Here is a 20,021-nt window from a genome sequence, read left to right as displayed (position 1 = left end):
CTCGTGTTGATCGCATACACGGTGATGATGATCACCGCGACCAGCGAATATCCCACCGGGTACTTGCGGAGCAACCGCAGCACCACCATGCCGACGAGACCCACACCGACCGATTCGCACACCGCGATCAACGCGACCAGCAACGGGCTCATGGCAAACCGGCGCCGGCCGCAGGGAGATCGAGCCGGTAACCCACGCCCCAGACGGTCTTCAGCAACGCCGGGCGGGACGGGTCGTCCTCGATCTTCTCCCGCAACCGCCGGACATGCACCGTGACCGTGGAGGCATCACCGAAGTTGTGCGCCCAGACCTCCCGCATCAGCTCGTCCCGCCGCACCACCCGGCCCGCGTTGCGGATCATGAACACCAGCAACTCGAATTCCTTGATCGGCATCGTCAGCTCACGCCCGGCCTTGCTCACCACCCGCGCCGTCCGGTCCACCAAGAGATCACCGACACGCAACACACCATCGACCCGGGCCGGCGGCATCGCGGACGTCCTGCGCAGCACGGACTGGACCCGCAACACGAGCTCACGCGGACTGAACGGCTTGGTGAGATAGTCGTCCGCACCGGACTCCAGACCACGCAGACGATGCTCCTCCTCCCCCAGCGAGGTCAGCATGATCACCGGCACCTGGTTGGACACACGCAACTCACGCAATACCTGGATACCGTCCAGACCCGGCAGCATCACATCCAGCACGACAAGATCCGGCGACATCTGCCGCGCCAACTCCAACCCCATCGGACCATCCGAAGCATGCACCGGCGTGTATCCCGACCGACGCAGGTAGCCGGTGACCACCTGAGCAACCGTCGGATCGTCCTCCACGACCAGGATCCGCGGCTCCCGCCCCCGGAAACGGTGATCCGCACCAAGATCAGCCTGCGTCATCCTCGAAACCTGCTTCTTGCCGTTTTCATGCCACCCTAGTCCGAACCACCGAGCCACGTGCAGACGGTCGAAGTGCGCCTTTCCGGATCGAACCGCGAGATCGCTGCCGCACCTGGACGGGACGAAAGCCGTTCCCGCACCGGAACATCCACCGGGAACAGCGCATCGCGGCGTGAGCACCCGGACAGCTCAGATCACGCCCGTCCGCACACCGTGGGCCACCAGCTGCGGCCGGTTGCGCAGGTTGAGCCGACTCGTCATGGCGTGGATGACGTTCTTCACCGTCCGCTCCGAATAGCAGAGCTTCTTCCCGATCTCCTCGGTGTCCCAGCCTTCCGCCAGCAGCCGCAACACGCCGATCTCCCGAGACGTGTAACCGGCGGAATTCAGCCCGCGTTCATCGAGCGCCGGACCGATTCGGCCTTGGTAACCAATCGCGTTCCTCCTCCGACCCTGCGTTCGAGCACGTTGTTCGGCACAATGCCCGCCCCAGCGTCGCGGAACAACGCACCTACCACCGGTTTCGATCGTCCGGCGTCGGAGCTGATAATCGGGGCCGCAGCGCGAGATCGCGGGAATACCCCCATTTGAAACGCGTCCTATTCGGCCTGCACGCCTCCTTCCCGGAAGCCTTGCCGCCGACGCTCGGACCAAGCTCCTCCCTTCTTCCGCTGTCACCGCTAACACGACACCGACGCGCCCAGCCGTTCGAAAATGAGACGCATACCACCGATCTGCTCGGATTGGACCGGCCCTGGCCGCCGGCGCGGCTCACCGAGCGGATCTCGCCGGGAATGCAGAACAACCCGAAGTTGCGGCCGCAGCACCGGGCGAATCGGTAATGTCGTTCCCGTGGTGGAGATACGCACCTTCGCGGAGGCCGACCGCGCCGAGTTGCGCGAGTTGTTCGGGCGCGCGGGCGAGGGCTCTCCGTCCGCTTCGCTGTGGGGGCACGAGGAATCCGAGGCCGCCGTCTACCTGACGCCGTACATGGACCTGGCACCGGATTCGCTGTTCGTCGCCGTGTCCGATGGCACCCTGGTCGGCTACCTGACGGGATGCCTCGACGGCTCGGCGTTCCCCAGCGAGAGCAAGCGCATGGACCAGGCCATCAGGAAGTACCGGCTGGTCTTCCGGCCCGGGCCCGCGGCCTTCTTCGCCCGCGCCGCCGTCGACATGGCGCGCATCGCGATCCGGCGCGAGCTCACCTCGGGCGAGTTCGAAGACGCCCGGTGGCCTGCCCACCTGCACATCAACGTGGAGCGCCGGGCACGCGGAACCGGCGCCGCCGAGGGGCTGATGAACCGGTGGCTCGATCGGCTCCGCGAAGCCGGTTCGCCGGGATGCCACCTGCAGACCCTGTGCGAGAACACCCGCGCCGTCCGGTTCTTCGAACGCATGGGCTTCGCCAAGCACGGCCCAACACCGCTGGTCCCCGGCATCAGGCACGACGGGAAGCGGCTGCACCAGCAGACGATGGTCTGGAACCCGTGACGTCGCGGGCGGGAGCGTCCCGCCGCCGCGAGGCGCGGAGGTGGATGCGCTCGCCCCGCTTCCCGAAGAGGCTGAGCACCTCGACGCTGCCGCGTCCGGCGGCGCCGAACCAGTGCGGGATCCGGCAGTCGAACTCGGCCGCTTCGCCGGCTCCCATGACGAAGTCGTGGTCCCCCAGCTTCACGCGCAGCCGTCCGCGCAGCACGTAAAGCCACTCGAAGCCCTGGTGGGTCCGCAGGTGGGGTTCTTCGTCGTGCGCGGGGATCGTCATCTTGCACGCGCTTCCCCCTGGTGCCGCGACAACGGGAGCAGCACTCGGCCGCCCGTCTTCGCGGGCTGCTGCGGCACGCGCGGATCGACTATCCGGGGCGCGGAGACGATCTCGTCGAGCGGGACGCCGAGCGCCGCCGTGATCGGCAGGAGGAGTTCGAGGCTCGGCTTGCGCTGCGCCGATTCCAGGCGCGAGAGGGTGCTGGTCGAGATGCCGGTGGCTCGCGCGAGTTCGGCCAGGCTGACGCCCTTCTTCTCGCGGGCGCGCCTCAGCCGCGGTGCGATCTGCTCGATCACGGCGCCGACGCTCGGGTTGTCGTCCATGTGGGCAGTCGACCAAATCCGTCCCGGAATCGGCAACGTTGTTTGCTGAAACCGCCAATTCCTCCGGATCCTCCCGGTGGAGGTGGTCCGAGTGGACACGACTGTGGAATCAACGAGGAAGACAACGCGGAGCGGTAGCTCCGACAGGTTGCCCGCCGGTGTGTACCTACTGGGTTTCAGCCTGTTCGCGATGGGAAGCGCGGAATTCCTGCTGGCCGGGGTGCTACCGGCGGTCGCCGCCGACCTGGACGTCACGCTCTCCTCCGCCGGGCTTCTGATCACCGCGTTCGCGCTGGGCGTCGTGATCGGCGGGCCGCCGTTCGCCGTGCTCAGCCTGCGCTGGCCGCGCCGCACCGCGCTGGTGGTCACCCAGGGCGTCTTCGCGGCCGGCATCGTGGCCGGACTGCTCGGCGACTACGAGGTCTTGCTGATCACCAGGGCGATCTCGGGCATCGCCTACGCGGGTTTCTTCGCCGTCGCGTCGGTGACCGCGATCGGACTGGTGACCCCGGACCGCAACGCGCGCGCCTCCGGGGTCGTGGTCAGCGGCCTCAGCGTGGCGATGGTCGCCGGCGGCCCTGCTGGCACGCTGCTGAGCCACTTCACCGATTGGCGCGGCGGTTTCTGGGCCGTGGTGGCGCTCACCGCCGCCGGGATGGTCGGCTGCCTGCTCGGGCTGCCCGCCTCCTCGGGCGCCGAGCGGACCGCCGCGCCGAGCGTGTCGCGGGAGCTCACCACGATGCGGAAGCCGGTCCTCTGGGGCATCTACGCGATCACGATCCTGACCACCGCGGCATACATGATCACGTTCAACTACCTGGCCGCCATGCTCGCCGGCGTCACCGGCGTCCCCGAGGCGTGGATCCCGGCCATCCTCGCGCTGTTCGGGATCGGCGCCTTCGCCGGGCTGTCCGTCGGCGGCCGCGTCTCCGATCGGCGCCCCCACGTCGCGCTGCTCACCGGCGCGTCGGCGATCGCGATCTTGTCAGTCGCAATGGTTTTCGCGATCCAGCAGGTCTGGACGGTGGTCCCGGCGGTGCTCCTGCTGGGCATCGCCGCGTTCGTGCTGAACCCGGCCCTCTACGGGCGCGTCTTCGCGATCGCGGCCGACGCGCCGACGCTCGCCGGCGCTACCACAGTGTCGGCGTTCCAGCTGGGCATCAGCATCACGCCGGTCCTGGCGGCCGCCTCGCTCGCACAAGGGGCCGCGCTCACCTCGGTGTGCTTGATCGGTGCGGCCCTCGCCTTGGCCGCCATCCCGCTCGTCCTCCTCGACCGGGCGCGAAAAACCCGCTGAAGCACCGCATGGCGACTGGCGGGTAGATGGCGATTTCGCGCGAAATCGGCGCGTCGAGCCCGCCGGCCGCCATGCGTTCACCTCGTCCCGGCGCGGGAAACGGCGAAGGGCGCGTCGGCGTGGTCGCCGAGCGCCGCTTCGACGTTGGCCGCCATGACCGACAGGATCCGCACGGTCTCGGCGTACTGATCCGCAGTCAGTCCATTGAGGACCGCTGCGCGATTCGCGTGGATGCGTGCGGCTATGCGCTCGTGCGCAACCCGGCCGTCGTCACTCAGGGCGAGAGGACCTCCGGCGCCGGTCGTCCAACCGGCGAGCTCCCGCAAGACCTCGTCCAGGCCCGGTTCTCCCCCGGCCCAGAACGGAGCGAGGGCCTCCGCGAGTTCGTCCCGGGTGGCCTCGCCGCGGCTCAGCGTGTTGAGGACCTGCCAATGCCGCCTGCCGATGGCGAGGTCGGCGAGCGTGGCGTCGAAATGCCGCTCCAGCAGGTCGTGCAGGTGCTTGAGCCAGTATCCGATCGGCTTCGGCGCGTCCATGCATCCCCCAGTTCATATCCATGTAAGATGACATGTAGTTATTCGAGGATATGCATGGAGGAGCATGGCCGGCAACCGGGACACAGCGGACATCGAGGCGGCCGTCGTGGCCCTGCGCCGCGCGTACAAGCGCCGCACCCTGGCGCGGCTGTCGGAGCGGCGAGGCGAGCGAACCGGCCATCACGCGGAACTCCCCGATGCGGTCTTCGAGCTGCTCGATGCGGTCGAATCCGCCGAGGATCGGGGCGGCGCGCTGACGGTGACGGACGCGGCGGCGGTGCTCGGTGTCGATCAGCCGCGGTCCAGCCGGCTCGCCGCGCAGGCGCTCAACGCCGGGTTGTTGCGGCGCGAGGCCGATCAGCACGACGGCCGCCGCTCCCTGCTCGCACTCACCGGCGAAGGGCGCGAGGTTCTCGCGAAGATCCGCGACTTCCGCCGCCGCGTCATCGCCGAAGCCACTGCGGACTGGGCGGGCGAGGACCGCGCCGCCCTCGCGCGCCTCCTGACCCGCTTCGTCCGGGACTTCGACCGACGCGCCCGCGGCTAGGCCGCGCGCGCGAGCACTTGGCCGATCGTGCGCGCCCCCTCGGGGAAGGCCCCGGGATTCGGGCCCGCGTAGTTGAGCCGGATGTACTGCCCCGTCGGCTCCGCCGGGAACCACTCGCTGCCCGCGCCGATGATGACGCCCGCCGACTTGCATTCCTGCACGACCCGGCCGAGATCGACGGCGTCCGGCAGCCGCGCCCACAGGTTCAGGCCGCCCTGCGGCACGGCCTCCAGCTGCGCGCCGGGCACGTGCTCGCGGAGGCTGTCGACGAGCAGGTCCCGGCGGGCCTTGAGCTCGTGGCGGAGCCGGCGCAGGTGGGTCCGCCAGGCGGGCTGCGTGACGACGTCGAGCGCGACCGCCTGCAGAACACCGCTGACGTACATGGATTCCGCCTGCGCGTCCGCGAGGATCCGCTTGCGCGCCGGGCCGCGCGCGATCAGCCCGGCGACGCGGACCGCCGGGGAGACGCTCTTGCTCAGCGAGCGGATGTAGACGACGTGCCCTCCGTCGTCCTGCGCGGCGACCGGGCTCGGGTCCGCCGTCATGCCGAAGTCGTGCGCCGAGTCGTCCTCGATGAGGAACGCGCCGTGCTGCCGCACCGCGTCCAGGACGCGACCGGCCAGCGCAGGCGACCACAGCGCCCCGGTCGGGCTGGCGAAGCTGGGCTGGGCGTAGAAGGCCCGGGCCCCGGACTGCTCGAACGCGCGCGACAGCGCGTCGGGGTCGGGACCGCCGAAGCCGCTGGGCACAGGGATGACCTGCACGCCGACCTGAGCGGCGGCCAGGATCGCGCCCCAGTAGGTCGGCGACTCCACCAGCAGCGGCCGCCCGGTTCCGACGAGGGCGCGGAACGCGGTGATCAGCCCGCCCTGGCTGCCCGGGATGACCACGACGTCGCTCGGCGCGACCGGGGTCGTGCCGGCCGGAGTCGCCGACTCCAGCTCGGCCGCGAACCAGGACTGCAGATCCGGCAGGCCCGCCGTCGGCGGCCTGTCGACCAGTGCGTCGGTGCGGGCTGCGCGGGTGAACGCCGCGCGGACCAGGCGTTCCGGCAGCAGCGCGCGCTCGGGATATCCCGAATGCAGCGCGATCGCGTCGTTCGGGGCGGACTGCAAAGCCGTTGGCAGCTGCGGGATCCGGTGGTTCGGCGCCCCGAGCGCCGCCGTCTGCCACCCGAAGTCGTTCGGGCGGGCGACGCGGGCGGCGCGGACGAACGTGCCGACGCCCGGGCGGCTCTCCACCACGCCCTCCGCGGCGAGGCTGCGCAGCGCCTTCTGCACGGTGACCGGACTCGCTCCGTGCTGGGCGACCAGGGAACGCGTCGACGGCAGCTTCGCGCCCGGCGGAACCGTGGCGATCCACTGCCTCAAGGCCGCCGCGATCCTCGCCGAACTGCTATCGTCAGACATGAAGAACAATGATAGCGCTACTCTCACCGCGTCGCCAGTGATATCCCCGCCGGGGACCGGGCTCTGGTGGGGTCTGCTCGGGGTCGCGGCGTTCTCGTTCACCGTCCCGTTCACCCGCGTCGCCGTCGAAAGCGGCGGCATGTCACCGCTTTTCATCGGATCTGCCCGCGCGGTCATCGCCGCGCTGCTCGCGGCCGCCGCGCTGGCGATCACGAGGCAGCGCCTGCCCCGCGGCGTCCAGTGGATCCGAGTAGCGGTCGTCGCCGGTGGCGTGGTGGTGGGCTTCCCCGTGCTGACCTCCTTCGCGCTGACCACCGCGCCGGCGAGCCACGGCGCCGTCGTCATCGCCGTCCTGCCCGCCGCGACTGCGGTGATGGCCGTGATCCGCGGCCACGAGCGGCCCCCGATGACGTTCTGGATCACGGCGGCCGTGGGCGCGACCGCAGCCGTCGTGTTCGCCGCGTTGCAGGGCGGCGGGCTCAGCGGGCTGCACTGGTCCGACTTGCTGCTGTTCGGCGCGGTCGTCGCGGCCGCGATCGGCTACGCGGAAGGCGGGCTCCTCGCCCGCGAACTCGGCGCCTGGCAGACCGTGTCCTGGGCGCTGGTGCTCTCCGCGCCGCTGATGATCGCGCTCACCGGCATCTCGATCGCCTGGCAGGCCCCGAGCGGCACCACGACCGAATGGGCCGCGTTCGCCTACCTGGCCGTGGTGAGCATGTTCCTCGGCTTCTTCGCCTGGTACCGGGGACTGGCGATCGGCCCGATGGCGCAGGTCAGCCAGGTCCAGCTCGCCCAGCCGGTGATGAGCATCTGCTGGGCCGCGCTGTTCCTGCGCGAAGAGCTCACCTGGCCCACGGTCCTCGGCGGCATCGCCGTGATCGCCTGCGCCGCAATCGCCGTCCGCGCCCGGCTCGACCGAACCACGAGCAAGCGCTGAGGCGGCTCAAGTGGAATGACTTTTGCCGTGCGGTCACGGGGAGAACTCGGCACACCCGGTCGATCGCGCACCGGACTCGCCGCCTGTCCGGCGACCGAAGGCAAGGCGCCGGGCGCTTGCCGCACAGTTCACGGGGGCAGATTCGCTGCCTGGCGTCGCCGCCGCCCGCGCCGGGCCGTCAAGGCACCGAGCCGGCGGGGAGCAGGAGCTCGAAGCGGCAGCCGCCCGGGATCTCGCGCACCGACAGCTCACCACCGTGCGCGTGCACGATGCCCTGCACGATCGCGAGCCGCAATCCGACTCCCCGGTAGTCGCATGCCTTCGGCCGACGATTGTCCGCTGCGGATGCCCGATCTCCTTCCTCCGTCGAATCACCGCCGGATTCACCCGAGACCGACACGGTGATCCACGACTCGCCCGCCCAGGCGTCCATGGACACCGTGCCGCCCCGGCCGCATTGGATCGCGTTCATCAGCAAGTTGTCGATGGCTCGAGCGATCTCCGCCCGGTCCACGGAGAGCACAGCGGGGTCGACCCACCTCGCCCACAACCGCGCTCCGCCCGCCTCTGCGGCCTCCGCTGCCTCGGTCACGGCGTCGCCGACAAGTTCGCCAAGCCTCACCGGCGTGCGGTGCAGATCGATTCCCCGGGCCTGGATCCGGTGCGGAGCGAACAGTTCGTCGACTTCTGCCGCGAGTCGCTGCTCCTCGACGCGGCCGCGCACCAGGTGTTGGCCGTCGCGCATCACCGGCGCGCCGAGCAGCAGTCCGACCCCGATTGCCGCGACGCCTGCCATGCCGATGACGACGGGCTCCCCGACCGTCCGTTCCGGAAGCCCGATCGTGAGGATCGCGGTGCCGGTGGCCATCGCGACCACGGTGATCACGATTACGCAGGCGAAGGGAACCACGACCGGGAACCGCCTCAGCAGTCGCAGCACGACGCCGCCGACCAGTCCGACACCCACGAACTCGCAGACCGCGAGCAGCACGCTCAGCAGGATCTGCCAGTTCACAGTTCCGCCGTGCAGCGCAAGCCGGACACCTGCGGCCGCTTCGCCCAAGCAATCGCTGCAAAGGGCCGTGGCCCAAAACGGACCAGGCGGCGAGCGCGGGCGAGCAGGTCGTGGTCGTAGGGCGAGCAGATGTGCGCCGGCTCGTCGAATCGGAAGCGGTCGACCGCAACAACCAGCCGCCCCTCGTCCCGCAGCGCCGCCAGCACGTCGTCCCCGCCTTCGATCGACATCCGTTCCCGCCCCATGGCCGTCCGTCCCGTTCCCGGCGCCGCCGTACCGGATTCGATGCGCTTGCCGCGCAAGCTGGGACGCTAGCGGCAGACACATCCGAATCCCGGGCCAGGAAAGACACATGAACGAGAAAGTTCAGAAGTCCGCAATGATCTTGAACCGGCCGACGACCAGGTAAGAAGGTAAGGTTCCTTCTTCCGATTCGGGAACCGGTGAACCAGGCCCTGTTCGCAATGCTGGAGGCGCTTCCTCGGCCGCCGCTGTGCTGGGCACCCGCGAGAAGGGCGTGGAGAGACGGTTGCCCAGGTCCTTACAACGCACCGGCCACTGGTCGCGCGGCACTCGCAACCGCGCATGACCGCAACGGCCCGGCGGGATCGGCGATTCCGGCGGAATGCTACCCACCGGACGGGAGGAACACGCCGCCGAGTTCGTTGCTCCAGTTGGACCACGGGCCGGAGGCGGGCTGGGTCTGGTGGATGCCCTCCATGTCGCCCTTCTTGCCGATGCCGTAGACGTAGATCCGGCCGGTGGAGTCCTGGGCCACACCCACGAGCTCGGCGATGTTGCCGCCGTGGTTCACCGAGTTCGCGTCGGACGATTCGGCCCGGATCTCCTGCAGCGAGCCGTCCTCGTTCAGCCCGTAGATCACGACCGCGCCCCTGGCGTCGGGGACCGCGATGGGATTGCCGACCAGGCGATGTCCCAGGTTCTGCCAGCCGAGCCACTCGCGGGACGCCGCATCCGCCTCGCGGATGCGCATCAGCGAACCGTCCTCACCCAGCGCGAACACGCACAACCGGCCCTGCCCGTCCATCGCCACCGACGGGACGCCGAAGAGGGTGCCGCCCAGGTTCGCCGGCGGTGCCCAGTCGTTGGAGGCGAGACGCGTCTCGGAGACCTCCCACAGCTTCTTGTCGAGCCCGATCCCGAAGATCCGCAGCTTGCCCTGGGCGTCCCGGTGGATCGCGAGATCACCGGTCGCGAACACCGGCTGGTCGAAAACCGGGTGGTTCTGCGGCACCATAGGAGCCCGCGCGATCTGCGGCTGCGCACCGTTACCGGCGGAACGCCCAGAGTTGTTGCCACGCGAGAACAAAGGCACCAGCCACACTCCCGGAATCGGAGTCCAGACACGATCTTCGAACCCGCACTATCGGGCAAGAAGCCCAGAAAGCACGTGACCCGGGCGCCGATCCGCTCGGTCCCGACGACCCGGGCGCCGGATCCTACCGCGTGGTGGTCGGCCCGCTACTCGCCGATCAGGTAGCCGGCGCCGCGGACGGTGTGGATCAGCTGCGGGTCGCCGAGCTTGCGGCGCAGGCGGCCGATCACGACGTCGAGCACGTTCGACGCCGGGTCCGCCGCCTCGTCCCACGCGTGGTCGATCAGCTCCGGGCGCGACAGCGGCGTGCCTGGCGAGGTCATCATCCGCTCCAGGACCAGGAATTCCTTGCGGGTCAAGGTGAGCAGCACGCCCGCCCGGCGCACCTGGTGGTTGCCGCCGTCGAGCTCGACGTCCGCGCAGCGCAGCACTGCCGGCCGGCCCGCCGTGGTGCGTCGGCACAGGCCGCGCACCCTGGCCACCAGCTCCGCCATCGCGAAGGGCTTCACCAGGTAGTCGTCGCCGAGGCGCAGGCCGTCGATCCGGTCGGCCAGGCTGTCCCGCGCGGTCAGGAAGAGCACCGGCACCGGCCAGCCTTCCGCGCGCTTGCCGCGCACGTAGTGCAGCGCGTCCCCGGCGGGCAGCATCCGGTCGAAGACCGCGCAGTCGTAGGCGTTCACGAACAGCGCCTCGTCGGCGGCGGGCAGATCGGGCGCGACGTCCACCGCGAACCCGGCGCCGCGCAAGGCCCCGTCGAGCGCCACCCGCAAGTTGTCGTCGTCCTCGGTCACCAACACCCGCACAGGTGCACGCTAGCGCGCGACCGCCTGCCGCATACCGGCATTGGCGAGACCGGGCCGGATCACCCCGCCTTGTCCATCAGCCAGCCCCGGTCGGCCGCCTTGACCCCGGCCTGGAACCTGCTGCGCGCGCCGAGCCGGTGCATGATGTCGGCCACCATCCGCCGGACCGTGCGGACCGAGATGCCCAGGCGGGCCGCCGCCGACTCGTCGGTGCTGCCCGAGCAGAGCAGGGTCAACAGGTCGCGCTCCCGGCTCGTCAGCACCGAAACGTCGCCGGATTCCGGCAGATCGGCCGGGGTCAGCGGCACCGCGGACCGCCAGATGCGCTCGAACAGGCCCACGGTCGCGGTGACCACGCTGGGCAGCTGGAAGAACGCCGCGCCCGCGGCGGTCCCGGCGTTCGATCGGTCCGCGGGCAGCACCGCGGACGTCCCGTCGACCACCACCGCCTCCATCGGGACCTCGGCATCGGTCCGGACCTCCGCGCCGGCGAGCGCCAAGCCGGTCAGCGCACCGGAAAGCCGCACCACGTCGGGCGCCAGCACCCGGTACCGCACGCCGTGGCGCAGGTTCGCGCCCGACCGGCGCAGCGCCCCGATCGGCCAGGACTGCGCGCCGACCGCCATGATCAGCACCTCACCGGTGGCCGAGGCGAGGAGCGCGTCCATCCTGGCGCGGCCCGTCGCCGGACCGCTTCCCCCGACCAGGCTGAGCCGACCTGCTGACTGGGCTTTCATGACGGGCACCTCCGTTGAGCAGTGGGAATCGGACTGCGCGGCCGCGTCCCGCTGCTCCCCCGAGCAGGGCTTCCCGGCGCGCCGCAACGAGTTCCGGCTCCCGCCCGCGGCCGGTTCATGCCAGATCGGACCGATCGGCTGACCTGCGCCCGTCCTCGGGTTAGCGTTCAGGGGCGCGGTTCGCTTCGCGTCCCCCGGCTCGAGGAAGGTGTTCCGCGCGGTGTGCGCGCCGGGCGGAGCGGGTGGCTGGAACTGCATGGCACCGACTTTCCTCCGCACCACATGAGGTTTTGATGACACGGATCATGGTCGTCGAAGACGACGAGAACCTGCGCATCGCGCTCGCCGCGAAACTGCGCACGCCGGACGTCGAGGTCGACGCCTGCGGCGACATCAAGACCGCGGATCCGGCCCTGCGCGAAAACAACTACGACTGCGTGGTGTTCGACCGGATGCTGCCGGACGGCGACGCCATCGACTACGTCCACGCCAGGCGGCGGGAGGGCTGGCACGCGCCGGTGCTGTTCCTCACCGCGCGCGACGCGCTCGCCGACCGGGTCGCGGGGTTCGAGCACGGCGGTGACGACTACCTGGTCAAGCCGTTCGCGATGGCCGAGCTCGCCGAGCGGGTGGCCAACCTCTGCCGCCGGGCGGGTATCTTCCGGCCCACCGTGCTGAGCCACACCGACCTGGTGATGGACTGCGCGCGTCGCGAGGTGCGCCGGGCGGGCGCGCTGCTGACCTTGACGAACAAGGAGTTCGCCGTGCTCGAATACCTCCTCACCAGGGCGGGGCGAACGGTGGGACGGGCCGATCTGATCGAGCACTGCTGGGACGAGCAGACCGATCCGATGTCCAACGTGGTCGACGCGACGGTCCGGCGGTTGCGCCGCAAGCTGCGCGAACCCGAGTTGATCCACGCGGTGCGCGGCGTCGGCTACCGGCTCGGCACGCCGTGAACCACTCCGCAGCGGACCGGCTGCGCAGGCTGCGCTGGACGCTCACCGCGCTGTTCACGGCGATGAACGCCATCGGGCTCGTGGTGCTCACCTGGTTCGTGATCAGCGAGGACGGCAAGCGGGGCATCGAGCAGACCGATGCCGAGCTGCACCGGATCACCTCGTCGGTCAGCAGGCTCGTCGGCTTCGACGAGGCCATCCAGTTCAACCTCGTCAACGCCGACGTGCTCAACGCGGGCTGCCCGCAGTTCGCGATCCTGCCCGGCGGCGCCCCCACCTTCCAGCCGCACCTGTCGGACCGGCAGTGCGTGCCGATGGACATCGGGGTGCTCAACGGGCTGGCCGCGGAGGCCGTCGGGTCCGGCAACCTGGTCGCCGGCTACCAGGAGGGCACCGGCGGCGAGCCGGTCAGGGTGCGGGCCGAGCCGCTGATCAGCCGGGACGGCACCTACATCGGCGCGGTGGTCGCGGTCGCCGACGCCCGCCCGGAGCAGCAGCGGCACGCCGAGCTGGTGCTGGTGGTGATCGGCGGCTGCGCGGTGCTGATCGGCGGGCTGGGGGCCGCGAGCCACCTGTTGTCCGGACGCTCGATCCGGCCCGCGGCAGCGGCGTTGCAGCAGCAGGAGGTGCTGCTCGCCGAGACGGCGCACGACCTGCGGACACCGGTAGCGGCGCTGCGCGCGCTCGCCGAAACTGCGCTCGACAACCCGACCCAGCGCGCCGATCTGCTGCCACGCACCGTCCAGTTGGCCGCGCGGATGGGCAGCATCATCGACGACCTGCTGGCCCGGGCGCGGCTCGCGGCCGGGGTGGAACAGCTGACCATCCAGCCGGTCTGGCTGGACCAGCTGGTGGTCGGCGTCGTCGAGGACACCCGGACCGACGGGGCGCAGGTGACCGTCACGGCGGCACCGACCAAAGTGGACGCCGACCCGGTGCTGGTGCAGCGGGCCATCGGAAACCTGCTGGACAACGCGATGCGGTACGGGCGGCAGCCGGGCTCGGACGCGATCGTGCACATCACGGTGGCCGGCGGCACCGTCACGGTGGCGGACCACGGCCCCGGCATCGACGCGGAGGCGGCGGCGGACGCCTTCGACCGGTTCAGCAGCACCGGCGGATCGTCCGGGCTGGGCCTGTCGATCGTGCGCTGGGTGGCCCAAGCCCACAACGGGACGCTGGCGGTCTACAACGCCGACGAGGGCGGCGCGATCTTCGAGCTGCGCCTCCCACTGAGCACGTCCTGACCGAGTGCCCAGTTTCAATTGAAACTGGACGTCGGGTGTCGACGTACCCACAGTTTCAATTGAAACTGATCCCCAGGGTTCGATGAACCGCAGGTTTCAATTGAAACTCGTCCTCGGGGTGCCTGCGGGACGCAGGTTTCCATTGAAACTGCGGATCGTGATGTCGTGCCAGGGCGGCACATCGACTCGGGTCGAAGGGTTCGGCGTTCCGCCGTTGGGGTCGTGCACGACGGTGATGGCAGCAAGGTGTCATCCGGTCCTCCCCCGCCGGCTCCGCGCCTACCGTGGGTCCGGATCCGGGCTGGAACGAGACTTCGGGGTGGGGCGTGACCTGGGAACTCAACATGCGGCTCGAAGCGACCGACACGGAGATAGTGCAGATCCAGTCGCTCCTGAGCGATACCAGCAGCACCTGGCTCCGGCTTCGGCCGGTGACCGTCAACAACGAGGAAGGCATCGGGCAGGGCAGGCTGGCGCAGGCGTTCCGGCCCACCTACGTCCCGGCCGCCGAGCAGGTCCGCACCCTCGCCGACGGCGTGCTCGACAAGCTGGAGATGACCACCCACGCGGGCCGCGTCGCCGTTCAGGCGTACCGGGAGGCCGAGATCACCGCGAGCCAGACCATCGAGGGCGGGGTTCCCGGCATCCGCTGAATCCGTCCACACGCGACACTGGGAAGTGCTGTGCCTGTTTCGGAACCCTCCGGGGAATTGTGGTCCAAGGTCAAGCCGCTCACCGAGTGGCCGGACACCAACGAGGACATGGTGGGCGCGATGTACTTCGCGCTGCTGGATTCCGCCGCCGCGTTCGCGGGCCTCAACGAGGCGGGCATCGAGGCGGTCTGGGAGGCCTGGCAGGACCCGGCGGGCGGCCAGTTCGTCAGCGTGCTGACCTGGGAGATCAACCTGGGCGTCGGCGTCGCCGGTCAAATGGTGCAGCTCGGCGGGCTCGCCGGCGCGTTCGCCGCCGACGTCAAGAACGCGAAGCAGTACATCCAGAACATCATCGCGCTCAACACCGTCCCGTACGAGGCCGCCGGGGCCGTCCCGTTCATCGGCGACGACGCCCAGGAGCGGATCGTGAAGCAGGTCGCGTCGTGGATCAACAACCACCTCAACGGCCTGCTGGGCGGCATCGCCAACCGCCGGGACGTGGACCACGCCGCGATCGTCGCGGAGCTCGGCGAGGGCCGGAACCTGCTGGAGCGGGGCCAGGACCTGCTGACGGACAACGCCGAACTCGTCAACAAGGTGTCCGATGTGGTGGGTGACATCAGCACCACGCTCGGCCTGGCCTCCGACGCCGTCGGCGTCAGCAAGCACCCCATCGCGGTGGCGGCCAGCGAGGCGTTGGGGAAGGCGTCGCTGGGCACCGGTGTCGTTGCGCTGGGCGGGCACGCGCTGGCGGACACGGCCGGCGCCGATGTCGCCGAGGAGACGCTGATCTGGGACTGGCGGGCGGTCAACTTCGGCGTGCGCAACGTGCCGTTCGGCACGACCCTGGTCGTCAGCGAGCAGGTACTGGCCGAGGCCGCCACCCCCGACGAAGGTCCGCCGACGTACTTCAACGACCTGGAGTCCTACTGGGTTCCGGAGAACCCCTTGCAGGTAGCGCTCAAGGGAACCCCGCTGGGCATCGTCGTCCCGTTCGCCAACGCGGCCGGGGACGGGATCGCCGCGGACAACGAGAGCCAGGGCGCGCGCGACGAATCCAGGGCGCGGGACCGGGTGGGGGCGCGATGACGCCGGTAGCCTCCCGATCCCGGATGCCGGAGATCGCGTTGCCCGAAGGCTTCGAGCCGATGCCGATGCCGCCGGAGGCCGCCGAGCAGGGCGCGCGCATCCTCGGCAAGTTCACCGCCGGCGACCCGCCGGTCTCACTGGCGCTGGCCGTCGGCGTCGCCCCGCTGACCGCGATGCCGCTGCCCGCGGTGGCGATCGCGAGCAGCCTCGTCGTGCCCTACCGGCGGCGACACCCGGCGGCACAGGTCGGCGTCGTGATGCTGGCCAACGGGCCGGCGCTGGTGGCCCTGCACGCCGGGGCGTACCGCCGGCCGCCGGAGGGAACGCGGGAGGAGCTGCTCTTGCCGCGGATCAAGGCGGAAGTGCAAGTGCCGGACGGGAATCGGATGGTCGTCGTGTTGGTCGCGGGTGCCGGGCAGGACGACTGGCCCGTGGTCATCGCCGAGGCCACCCGCCTCGCCGGCAGTGTCGAAAAGGGACGGAGCACGCGTGCAGAACGGGACCGATGACCACGATCTCGGCGAGATGCGGGAGACCTACGAGCGCCTCGCCGACGGGATCCGGGATTTCCGCGACGAACTGGCCGCCATGCGGGTCACCGCCGACTCCGCCGACGGCCTCGTCTCGGCGACGGTGAGCGGCCGCGGCGAACTCGTCGAGCTGCACATCGATCCGCGCGTCTTCCGCGCCCCCGATTCGCGGCGGTTGGCCGAGCAGATCGTCGGGACCATCCGGTTCGCGGCCGGTTGCGCGCGGCAGGACGTGTTCGAGCTCGCCAAGCCGTTCCTGCCCCCGGACGCCGAAATCGACCGCACCGACGTCGATTTCGACCCCGCGCTGCACCAACTGGACCGCGCGCTGGGCCGGATCCCGCCGAGCCGCTGAGCCGGGTGGCAACTGAGCGCTCGCACAGATCGCTCGCCGCCGCGCACGCACCACGTCGAAATACCCGACTGCATTGGGCAGGATCGACGAACCCAGTCCTTTGAGGATTCTCGATCTCCGCTGGGCAGCCCGGGCTGGTTCCTCAGCGCTCGAAGGGCCAAGGCTTGGCACCGGCAGCAGTTTCGTCGCTGCCATAGACCGGGTGCAGGTCGACTTCGGCTCCCCGTGGGGTGTCGGCCGCGATCTCGGCAAGCGCCTGCTGCCGCTCCCGCGCGGTGAGCGACGCCCAGTCGGCGGCGTCGGCCAACCGCGGTTGGAGCCGGTCCCACGCCTCGGCCCTGGGCCGTATCTCCCCACCCCGGGGCTCGGTAGCGTCTCCATACTGGTGGTTCTTGGCTCGCATGTCGGGTTCGTCGCCCGTGGCGTACAGCAGGAAGAGTTGCTTGTCGGTGGCCGCTCCGTAGGGGTTCTCCTTCAACTCGGCCAGGTAGTAGGCGGCAAGCCGGATGTCCTCCTGCGGGTACTTCTCGATGTACTTCGCCAACTGCGCGTCGCTGAGATCTCCGAGGTAAGTCCCGTCGGGGGTGGTGAACGCCGCAGGGTTCTGCGCGATCACCTCGCGGGCCGTGTCGATCTTCATGTGGGTTATGCCCAACGACTTGTCGGGCATGAAGGTCTCCTCCGCCACCCAGTCGAGGAATCGGCCCACCTCCGTCAGCGGGCCGCCGTCCTTCTCCCAGTTCTGGTACCACTGCTGCTCCTGCCACACGATGGCCTGGAGCAGCGTCTGGCTGATGCCGGTCTCCTCCGAGACCTCGCGGATCAGGTCGAGCAGCTCGGGAGGGATGTTCAGCGGATGCACGTCATCGGGCCGGTTCTTCATCCGCTCGGCGATCTCGCGCGGGCTGTCTGCGCCGTTGCGCAACCGCGTCTGGACCATGGCTGGATCCGTCTCGCGAGTGAGGCTGGCAATCGTCCGCAACCGGTTGGCGGCTTGCTCATCCGCGCTGGTGGCGTCGGTGAGGGCTCTGCTTATGAGCGAAGCCGCGGTATTGATCTCCGCCTGCTGGTTCTCCCTGCCGCTGACCATCCCGGTATCACTGACCGCGAGCTCGTGCTGACGGGCATAGTCCAGCGCGCCGGTCAGGGTCCGCTGCGCAGCCTGGATCGCCCCGGCCAGGGCGTCGTAGACGTTCATCAGCCCGGCCAGCACGAGCCCAGCCGCCTCGTAGTCCTGGGTATGCCGTACGAAGTTCTGCCGCGCCTCCCTACCAGCATCGTCAGGCCAGGAATGCGTCAGGGTCTGGGCGACGTAGCGCGCGCTCACCGCCACCTCACGGCAATGCAGCGCGGCCTCCTTGGCGTCCTCGGCCGCGGCCACCCACAACTGCGGTTTCGCGTTCACCAGCGCCGAAACGGTCAGCATCATGCCTCTTCCAACCACTGGGCGTTCCGGCGCAGCTCATCGGCTGCCGTTCGGCCCGAAGCCACATAGACGCCCATCGCCGCGGCCACGCCGTTGGCCGCGGCCTCCGCGTCCCGGCCCAGCTGACGGAGGCGAACCTCCCAGGTGTAGACGCACATGCTGTTCGCCGCGGCGACCGCCCAGCCCAGGTCCGATTCTCCGGCCTGTCTGGCCACGGCGAGCTTGGCCTTGTCCGCATCGGCCGGATGGTCCTCGGTGAACCTGGTCGCGACCGCCGACACCAGCCCGGTTTCCGCCCTGACTTCGTAGCTCAACGCCATCACCTCCGTCGCCGGCTCGTCCAACCTGTCACGAACGTTCGCGCGGTGCGGCGAGGTGACCTGTTGCGGCCAAACAGGCATGGCGTGACACATCGGGCCGAGAACATTGCTGGAATGAAACGACATCGAGTGCTGTCTGTCGCCGCCGCGGTGCTTGCCGCGACGGCGCTTCACATCACCGGCGGCACCGTCGCGGACGCCGCTCCCCCGCCCGGCGCCTGCCACGACCCGGAGCCGGCGCGCCCGCAGGTGCGGGAGCGGCCGTGGGCCCAGCAGGTCCTCGACCCGGAGCGCGCCTGGCCGCACAGCCGGGGCGCCGGGGTGCTGGTCGCGGTCGTCGACTCCGGCGTCGACGCCGACCACCCACAGCTGCGCCGGCCGGGAAAGGTGTTGCCGGGCCGCGACTTCTACCTGAGCGGCGCGCTGCCGGGCGCGTTCGACTGCGTCTCCCACGGCACCGGGGTGGCCGGGATCATCGCCGCCGACCAGGTGCCCGGCGTCGGCTTCCACGGGGTCGCGCCGGACGCGGCGATCCTGCCGGTGCGGATCAGCGACCGGGACGTCGGCGATCGCGGCGAGTCGCTGCGGATCGACCCGCAGGTGGTGGCGAACGGCATCCGCTATGCCGCGGACCAGGGCGCGAAGGTGATCAACCTGTCGCTGGCGGGACTGGACGACTATCCCGCCATCCGGGGCGCGGTCGCCTACGCGGTGGCCAAGGACGTGCTGGTGGTGGCCGCGGCCGGCAACGCGCAGCGGGACGCGAGCGCCGAGCTGCCGTCGTACCCGGCCGCGTACGACGGCGTGCTCGGCGTCGGCGCCGTGGACATCGACGGCGCCCGGATGTCCGGCTCGCAGATCGGCCGGTACGTGGACCTCGTCGCGCCGGGCGAGAAGGTGCTCGCCACGACCAGGGTGGACGGTCACAACTACGTCGACGGGACCAGCTTCGCCGCGCCGTTCGTGGCCGGGACCGCGGCGCTGGTGCGCGCCGCCTGGCCCCGGCTCACCGCACCCGAGGTCGCCCAGCGGCTGATGGCCACCGCCAGCCCGGCGCGCGGCGGCGCGAACGGCGACGGCTACGGGGCCGGCCTGGTCGATCCGTACCGGGCGGTGACGGACGGGCTCGACCTCGACAGCCCGGCGGCACTGCCCGCACACGTCCCGCAGCCCCCGGATCAGGCTCGGCTCGACCGGATCGCGTGGGAGCAGGGCACGACGGACGCGGCGAAGTGGCTGACCATCGCCGCGGCCGGGGTGGTCGTGCTGGCCGCGGCGATGGCGGTGGTCCTGCCGCGCGGGCGACGGCGCCGCTGGCGGGCGGGCCGGGCGCGCTCGCTGCCCGCCGAACCCGCCGCCGTCGAACCACCGGAGCAGATCTTCCTCATCGCCGATCGCTGAGGATCGGCGCCCGGACCGCTACGGCTTAGAGGTCGTTTCAGGATGCGGCGTCAGCCGCATGCGGTGTGGGACTCAGCTCGCACCGCCGCGGGTTCACGGTGCCCACTCCTCTGGAGTTCCCCAGCGAGGACAGTCGTGACGCCGTGTATTGGTCATACATATTGGGGGGTAGGGCAATTGTGGCGTGTCTAGTCGGCGGCGTAGCGGACTTCTTCCTTGCCGAACAAGGCACGCACGTGGTCGGGCTGGTTCTGGCGACGGCGCAGGTGGGTGCGTGTCGCTGCGGCCAGCTCGGACTTGGTGCGAGGGCTTGTCGTTGCGGTCACGTGATGTTTGATGTCACCGTTGAGCAGTTCGACGGGGTTGAGTTCGGGGCAGTATCCGGGCAGGAAATGCATCTCGATCCGGTCGTGGTGGCGGGCCAGCCAGTCTTTGAGC

Annotated in this window: 23 protein-coding genes and 2 pseudogenes; 12 read left to right on the top strand and 13 right to left on the bottom strand. The window is 70.3% G+C overall.

Features of this window, described 5'->3' with window-relative positions:
* Positions 1-148 precede the first annotated feature (148 nt).
* Both BLW84_RS44340 and BLW84_RS49730 read right to left on the bottom strand, forming a co-directional pair.
* A complete protein-coding gene (locus tag BLW84_RS44340; RefSeq protein WP_093278539.1) occupies positions 149-898 on the bottom strand; it encodes a response regulator transcription factor in 750 nt (249 codons plus the stop codon).
* A 189-nt stretch (positions 899-1,087) separates the two neighbouring features.
* Positions 1,088-1,279, bottom strand: a pseudogene (locus tag BLW84_RS49730) (helix-turn-helix domain-containing protein); the annotation flags it as partial.
* Between the two features lie 471 nt (positions 1,280-1,750).
* Between BLW84_RS49730 and BLW84_RS44330 the strand changes: the two are divergent.
* Positions 1,751-2,392, top strand: coding sequence for a GNAT family N-acetyltransferase (locus BLW84_RS44330; protein WP_245761812.1), 642 nt, complete (start codon positions 1,751-1,753; stop codon positions 2,390-2,392).
* Here the strand turns inward: BLW84_RS44330 and BLW84_RS44325 are convergent.
* Positions 2,340-2,986, bottom strand: a pseudogene (locus tag BLW84_RS44325) (helix-turn-helix domain-containing protein). The gene BLW84_RS44330 and the pseudogene BLW84_RS44325 overlap by 53 nt on opposite strands.
* A gap of 76 nt (positions 2,987-3,062) precedes the next feature.
* On the opposite strand from BLW84_RS44325, the gene BLW84_RS44320 reads away from it, so the two are divergent.
* The gene (locus tag BLW84_RS44320) at positions 3,063-4,283 is read left to right on the top strand and encodes an MFS transporter (protein ID WP_143061351.1); all 1,221 of its coding nucleotides are present in this window, start codon (positions 3,063-3,065) and stop codon (positions 4,281-4,283) included.
* Between the two features lie 77 nt (positions 4,284-4,360).
* Here the strand turns inward: BLW84_RS44320 and BLW84_RS44315 are convergent, their stop codons facing one another.
* On the bottom strand, positions 4,361-4,819 hold the full coding sequence (locus tag BLW84_RS44315; RefSeq protein ID WP_093278533.1) for a hypothetical protein: 459 nt from the start codon (positions 4,817-4,819) through the stop codon (positions 4,361-4,363).
* 64 nt (positions 4,820-4,883) lie between these two features.
* On the opposite strand from BLW84_RS44315, the gene BLW84_RS44310 reads away from it, so the two are divergent.
* Positions 4,884-5,366, top strand: a complete 483-nt coding sequence (locus BLW84_RS44310; protein WP_093278531.1) for a MarR family winged helix-turn-helix transcriptional regulator — start codon at positions 4,884-4,886, stop codon at positions 5,364-5,366.
* Here BLW84_RS44310 and BLW84_RS44305 read toward each other — a convergent pair.
* Entirely contained in the window at positions 5,363-6,775 is a 1,413-nt protein-coding gene (locus BLW84_RS44305) for an aminotransferase-like domain-containing protein (RefSeq protein ID WP_093278530.1), read from the bottom strand. The two genes, BLW84_RS44310 and BLW84_RS44305, sit on opposite strands and share 4 nt — an antisense overlap.
* Here BLW84_RS44305 and BLW84_RS44300 point away from each other — a divergent pair.
* Positions 6,774-7,712 carry a DMT family transporter gene (locus BLW84_RS44300; protein WP_093278555.1) on the top strand — a complete coding sequence of 313 codons (939 nt, stop codon included), beginning with the start codon at positions 6,774-6,776 and terminating at the stop codon, positions 7,710-7,712. The genes BLW84_RS44305 and BLW84_RS44300 overlap by 2 nt on opposite strands.
* 178 nt (positions 7,713-7,890) lie before the next feature.
* On the opposite strand, the gene BLW84_RS44295 is transcribed toward BLW84_RS44300, so the two are convergent.
* From BLW84_RS44295 to BLW84_RS44280, 5 genes are all read right to left on the bottom strand, one after another.
* Positions 7,891-8,727, bottom strand: coding sequence for a sensor histidine kinase (locus BLW84_RS44295; RefSeq protein ID WP_177227050.1), 837 nt, complete (start codon positions 8,725-8,727; stop codon positions 7,891-7,893).
* On the bottom strand, positions 8,724-9,029 hold the full coding sequence (locus BLW84_RS48210) for a hypothetical protein (RefSeq protein ID WP_177227049.1): 306 nt from the start codon (positions 9,027-9,029) through the stop codon (positions 8,724-8,726). The genes BLW84_RS44295 and BLW84_RS48210 overlap by 4 nt, the downstream gene beginning before the upstream one ends.
* 326 nt (positions 9,030-9,355) lie before the next feature.
* Positions 9,356-9,985 carry a DUF8189 domain-containing protein gene (locus BLW84_RS44290; protein WP_093278526.1) on the bottom strand — a complete coding sequence of 210 codons (630 nt, stop codon included), beginning with the start codon at positions 9,983-9,985 and terminating at the stop codon, positions 9,356-9,358.
* A 224-nt stretch (positions 9,986-10,209) separates the two neighbouring features.
* Positions 10,210-10,866 (bottom strand): response regulator transcription factor, encoded by a 657-nt coding sequence (locus BLW84_RS44285; RefSeq protein WP_093278525.1) that lies wholly within the window; start codon positions 10,864-10,866, stop codon positions 10,210-10,212.
* Positions 10,867-10,925: 59 nt separating this feature from the next.
* Positions 10,926-11,603: a helix-turn-helix transcriptional regulator gene (locus BLW84_RS44280; protein WP_093278551.1), complete on the bottom strand. Its 678-nt coding sequence runs from the start codon at positions 11,601-11,603 to the stop codon at positions 10,926-10,928.
* On the opposite strand from BLW84_RS44280, the gene BLW84_RS48205 reads away from it, so the two are divergent.
* The 7 genes from BLW84_RS48205 to BLW84_RS44250 all read left to right on the top strand — a co-directional run bounded on the left by BLW84_RS48205 (position 11,602) and on the right by BLW84_RS44250 (position 16,436).
* The gene (locus BLW84_RS48205) at positions 11,602-11,745 is read left to right on the top strand and encodes a hypothetical protein (RefSeq protein ID WP_177227048.1); all 144 of its coding nucleotides are present in this window, start codon (positions 11,602-11,604) and stop codon (positions 11,743-11,745) included. The genes BLW84_RS44280 and BLW84_RS48205 overlap by 2 nt on opposite strands.
* Before the next feature lie 151 nt (positions 11,746-11,896).
* Positions 11,897-12,562 carry a response regulator transcription factor gene (locus BLW84_RS44275; protein WP_177227047.1) on the top strand — a complete coding sequence of 222 codons (666 nt, stop codon included), beginning with the start codon at positions 11,897-11,899 and terminating at the stop codon, positions 12,560-12,562.
* Entirely contained in the window at positions 12,559-13,809 is a 1,251-nt protein-coding gene (locus BLW84_RS44270) for a sensor histidine kinase (protein WP_245761811.1), read from the top strand. Before BLW84_RS44275 ends, BLW84_RS44270 begins: the two co-directional genes overlap by 4 nt.
* 326 nt (positions 13,810-14,135) lie before the next feature.
* On the top strand, positions 14,136-14,462 hold the full coding sequence (locus BLW84_RS44265; RefSeq protein WP_093278523.1) for a hypothetical protein: 327 nt from the start codon (positions 14,136-14,138) through the stop codon (positions 14,460-14,462).
* A gap of 30 nt (positions 14,463-14,492) precedes the next feature.
* On the top strand, positions 14,493-15,551 hold the full coding sequence (locus BLW84_RS44260) for a WXG100-like domain-containing protein (RefSeq protein ID WP_143061349.1): 1,059 nt from the start codon (positions 14,493-14,495) through the stop codon (positions 15,549-15,551).
* The gene (locus tag BLW84_RS44255) at positions 15,548-16,060 is read left to right on the top strand and encodes a hypothetical protein (RefSeq protein WP_143061348.1); all 513 of its coding nucleotides are present in this window, start codon (positions 15,548-15,550) and stop codon (positions 16,058-16,060) included. Before BLW84_RS44260 ends, BLW84_RS44255 begins: the two co-directional genes overlap by 4 nt.
* Entirely contained in the window at positions 16,041-16,436 is a 396-nt protein-coding gene (locus tag BLW84_RS44250) for a YbaB/EbfC family nucleoid-associated protein (protein ID WP_245761810.1), read from the top strand. The genes BLW84_RS44255 and BLW84_RS44250 overlap by 20 nt, the downstream gene beginning before the upstream one ends.
* A gap of 142 nt (positions 16,437-16,578) precedes the next feature.
* On the opposite strand, the gene BLW84_RS44245 is transcribed toward BLW84_RS44250, so the two are convergent.
* Positions 16,579-17,865: a hypothetical protein gene (locus BLW84_RS44245; RefSeq protein ID WP_093278517.1), complete on the bottom strand. Its 1,287-nt coding sequence runs from the start codon at positions 17,863-17,865 to the stop codon at positions 16,579-16,581.
* The gene (locus BLW84_RS44240) at positions 17,862-18,176 is read right to left on the bottom strand and encodes a hypothetical protein (protein WP_143061347.1); all 315 of its coding nucleotides are present in this window, start codon (positions 18,174-18,176) and stop codon (positions 17,862-17,864) included. Before BLW84_RS44240 ends, BLW84_RS44245 begins: the two co-directional genes overlap by 4 nt.
* Before the next feature lie 120 nt (positions 18,177-18,296).
* Here BLW84_RS44240 and mycP point away from each other — a divergent pair, with 120 nt between their 5' ends.
* Complete coding sequence (gene mycP, locus BLW84_RS44235) at positions 18,297-19,583, top strand: type VII secretion-associated serine protease mycosin (RefSeq protein WP_093278513.1); 1,287 nt, start codon at positions 18,297-18,299, stop codon at positions 19,581-19,583.
* Positions 19,584-19,771: 188 nt separating this feature from the next.
* Here mycP and BLW84_RS44230 read toward each other — a convergent pair.
* A partial coding sequence (locus BLW84_RS44230) for a transposase (RefSeq protein ID WP_177227046.1) occupies positions 19,772-20,021 on the bottom strand: 250 nt, incomplete at its 5' end.

The organism is Saccharopolyspora shandongensis (assembly GCF_900106995.1).
Lineage (GTDB): Bacteria > Actinomycetota > Actinomycetes > Mycobacteriales > Pseudonocardiaceae > Saccharopolyspora > Saccharopolyspora shandongensis.
The sequence above is the reverse complement of the archived record's forward strand: the minus strand, read 5'-3'. Positions and strand labels throughout refer to the sequence as shown.

What these genes read in the sequence shown, in the direction of transcription:
- BLW84_RS44340 (WP_093278539.1), bottom strand. Translation starts at nt 898, where the DNA reads ATGACGCAGGCTGATCTTGGTGCGGATCACCGTTTCCGGGGGCGGGAG.
- BLW84_RS44315 (WP_093278533.1), bottom strand. Translation starts at nt 4,819, where the DNA reads ATGGACGCGCCGAAGCCGATCGGATACTGGCTCAAGCACCTGCACGAC.
- BLW84_RS44310 (WP_093278531.1), top strand. Translation starts at nt 4,884, where the DNA reads ATGGCCGGCAACCGGGACACAGCGGACATCGAGGCGGCCGTCGTGGCC.
- BLW84_RS44300 (WP_093278555.1), top strand. Translation starts at nt 6,774, where the DNA reads ATGAAGAACAATGATAGCGCTACTCTCACCGCGTCGCCAGTGATATCC.
- BLW84_RS44305 (WP_093278530.1), bottom strand. Translation starts at nt 6,775, where the DNA reads ATGTCTGACGATAGCAGTTCGGCGAGGATCGCGGCGGCCTTGAGGCAG.
- BLW84_RS44290 (WP_093278526.1), bottom strand. Translation starts at nt 9,985, where the DNA reads ATGGTGCCGCAGAACCACCCGGTTTTCGACCAGCCGGTGTTCGCGACC.
- BLW84_RS48205 (WP_177227048.1), top strand. Translation starts at nt 11,602, where the DNA reads ATGACGGGCACCTCCGTTGAGCAGTGGGAATCGGACTGCGCGGCCGCG.
- BLW84_RS44280 (WP_093278551.1), bottom strand. Translation starts at nt 11,603, where the DNA reads ATGAAAGCCCAGTCAGCAGGTCGGCTCAGCCTGGTCGGGGGAAGCGGT.
- BLW84_RS44275 (WP_177227047.1), top strand. Translation starts at nt 11,897, where the DNA reads ATGACACGGATCATGGTCGTCGAAGACGACGAGAACCTGCGCATCGCG.
- BLW84_RS44255 (WP_143061348.1), top strand. Translation starts at nt 15,548, where the DNA reads ATGACGCCGGTAGCCTCCCGATCCCGGATGCCGGAGATCGCGTTGCCC.
- BLW84_RS44245 (WP_093278517.1), bottom strand. Translation starts at nt 17,865, where the DNA reads ATGATGCTGACCGTTTCGGCGCTGGTGAACGCGAAACCGCAGTTGTGG.
- mycP (WP_093278513.1), top strand. Translation starts at nt 18,297, where the DNA reads ATGAAACGACATCGAGTGCTGTCTGTCGCCGCCGCGGTGCTTGCCGCG.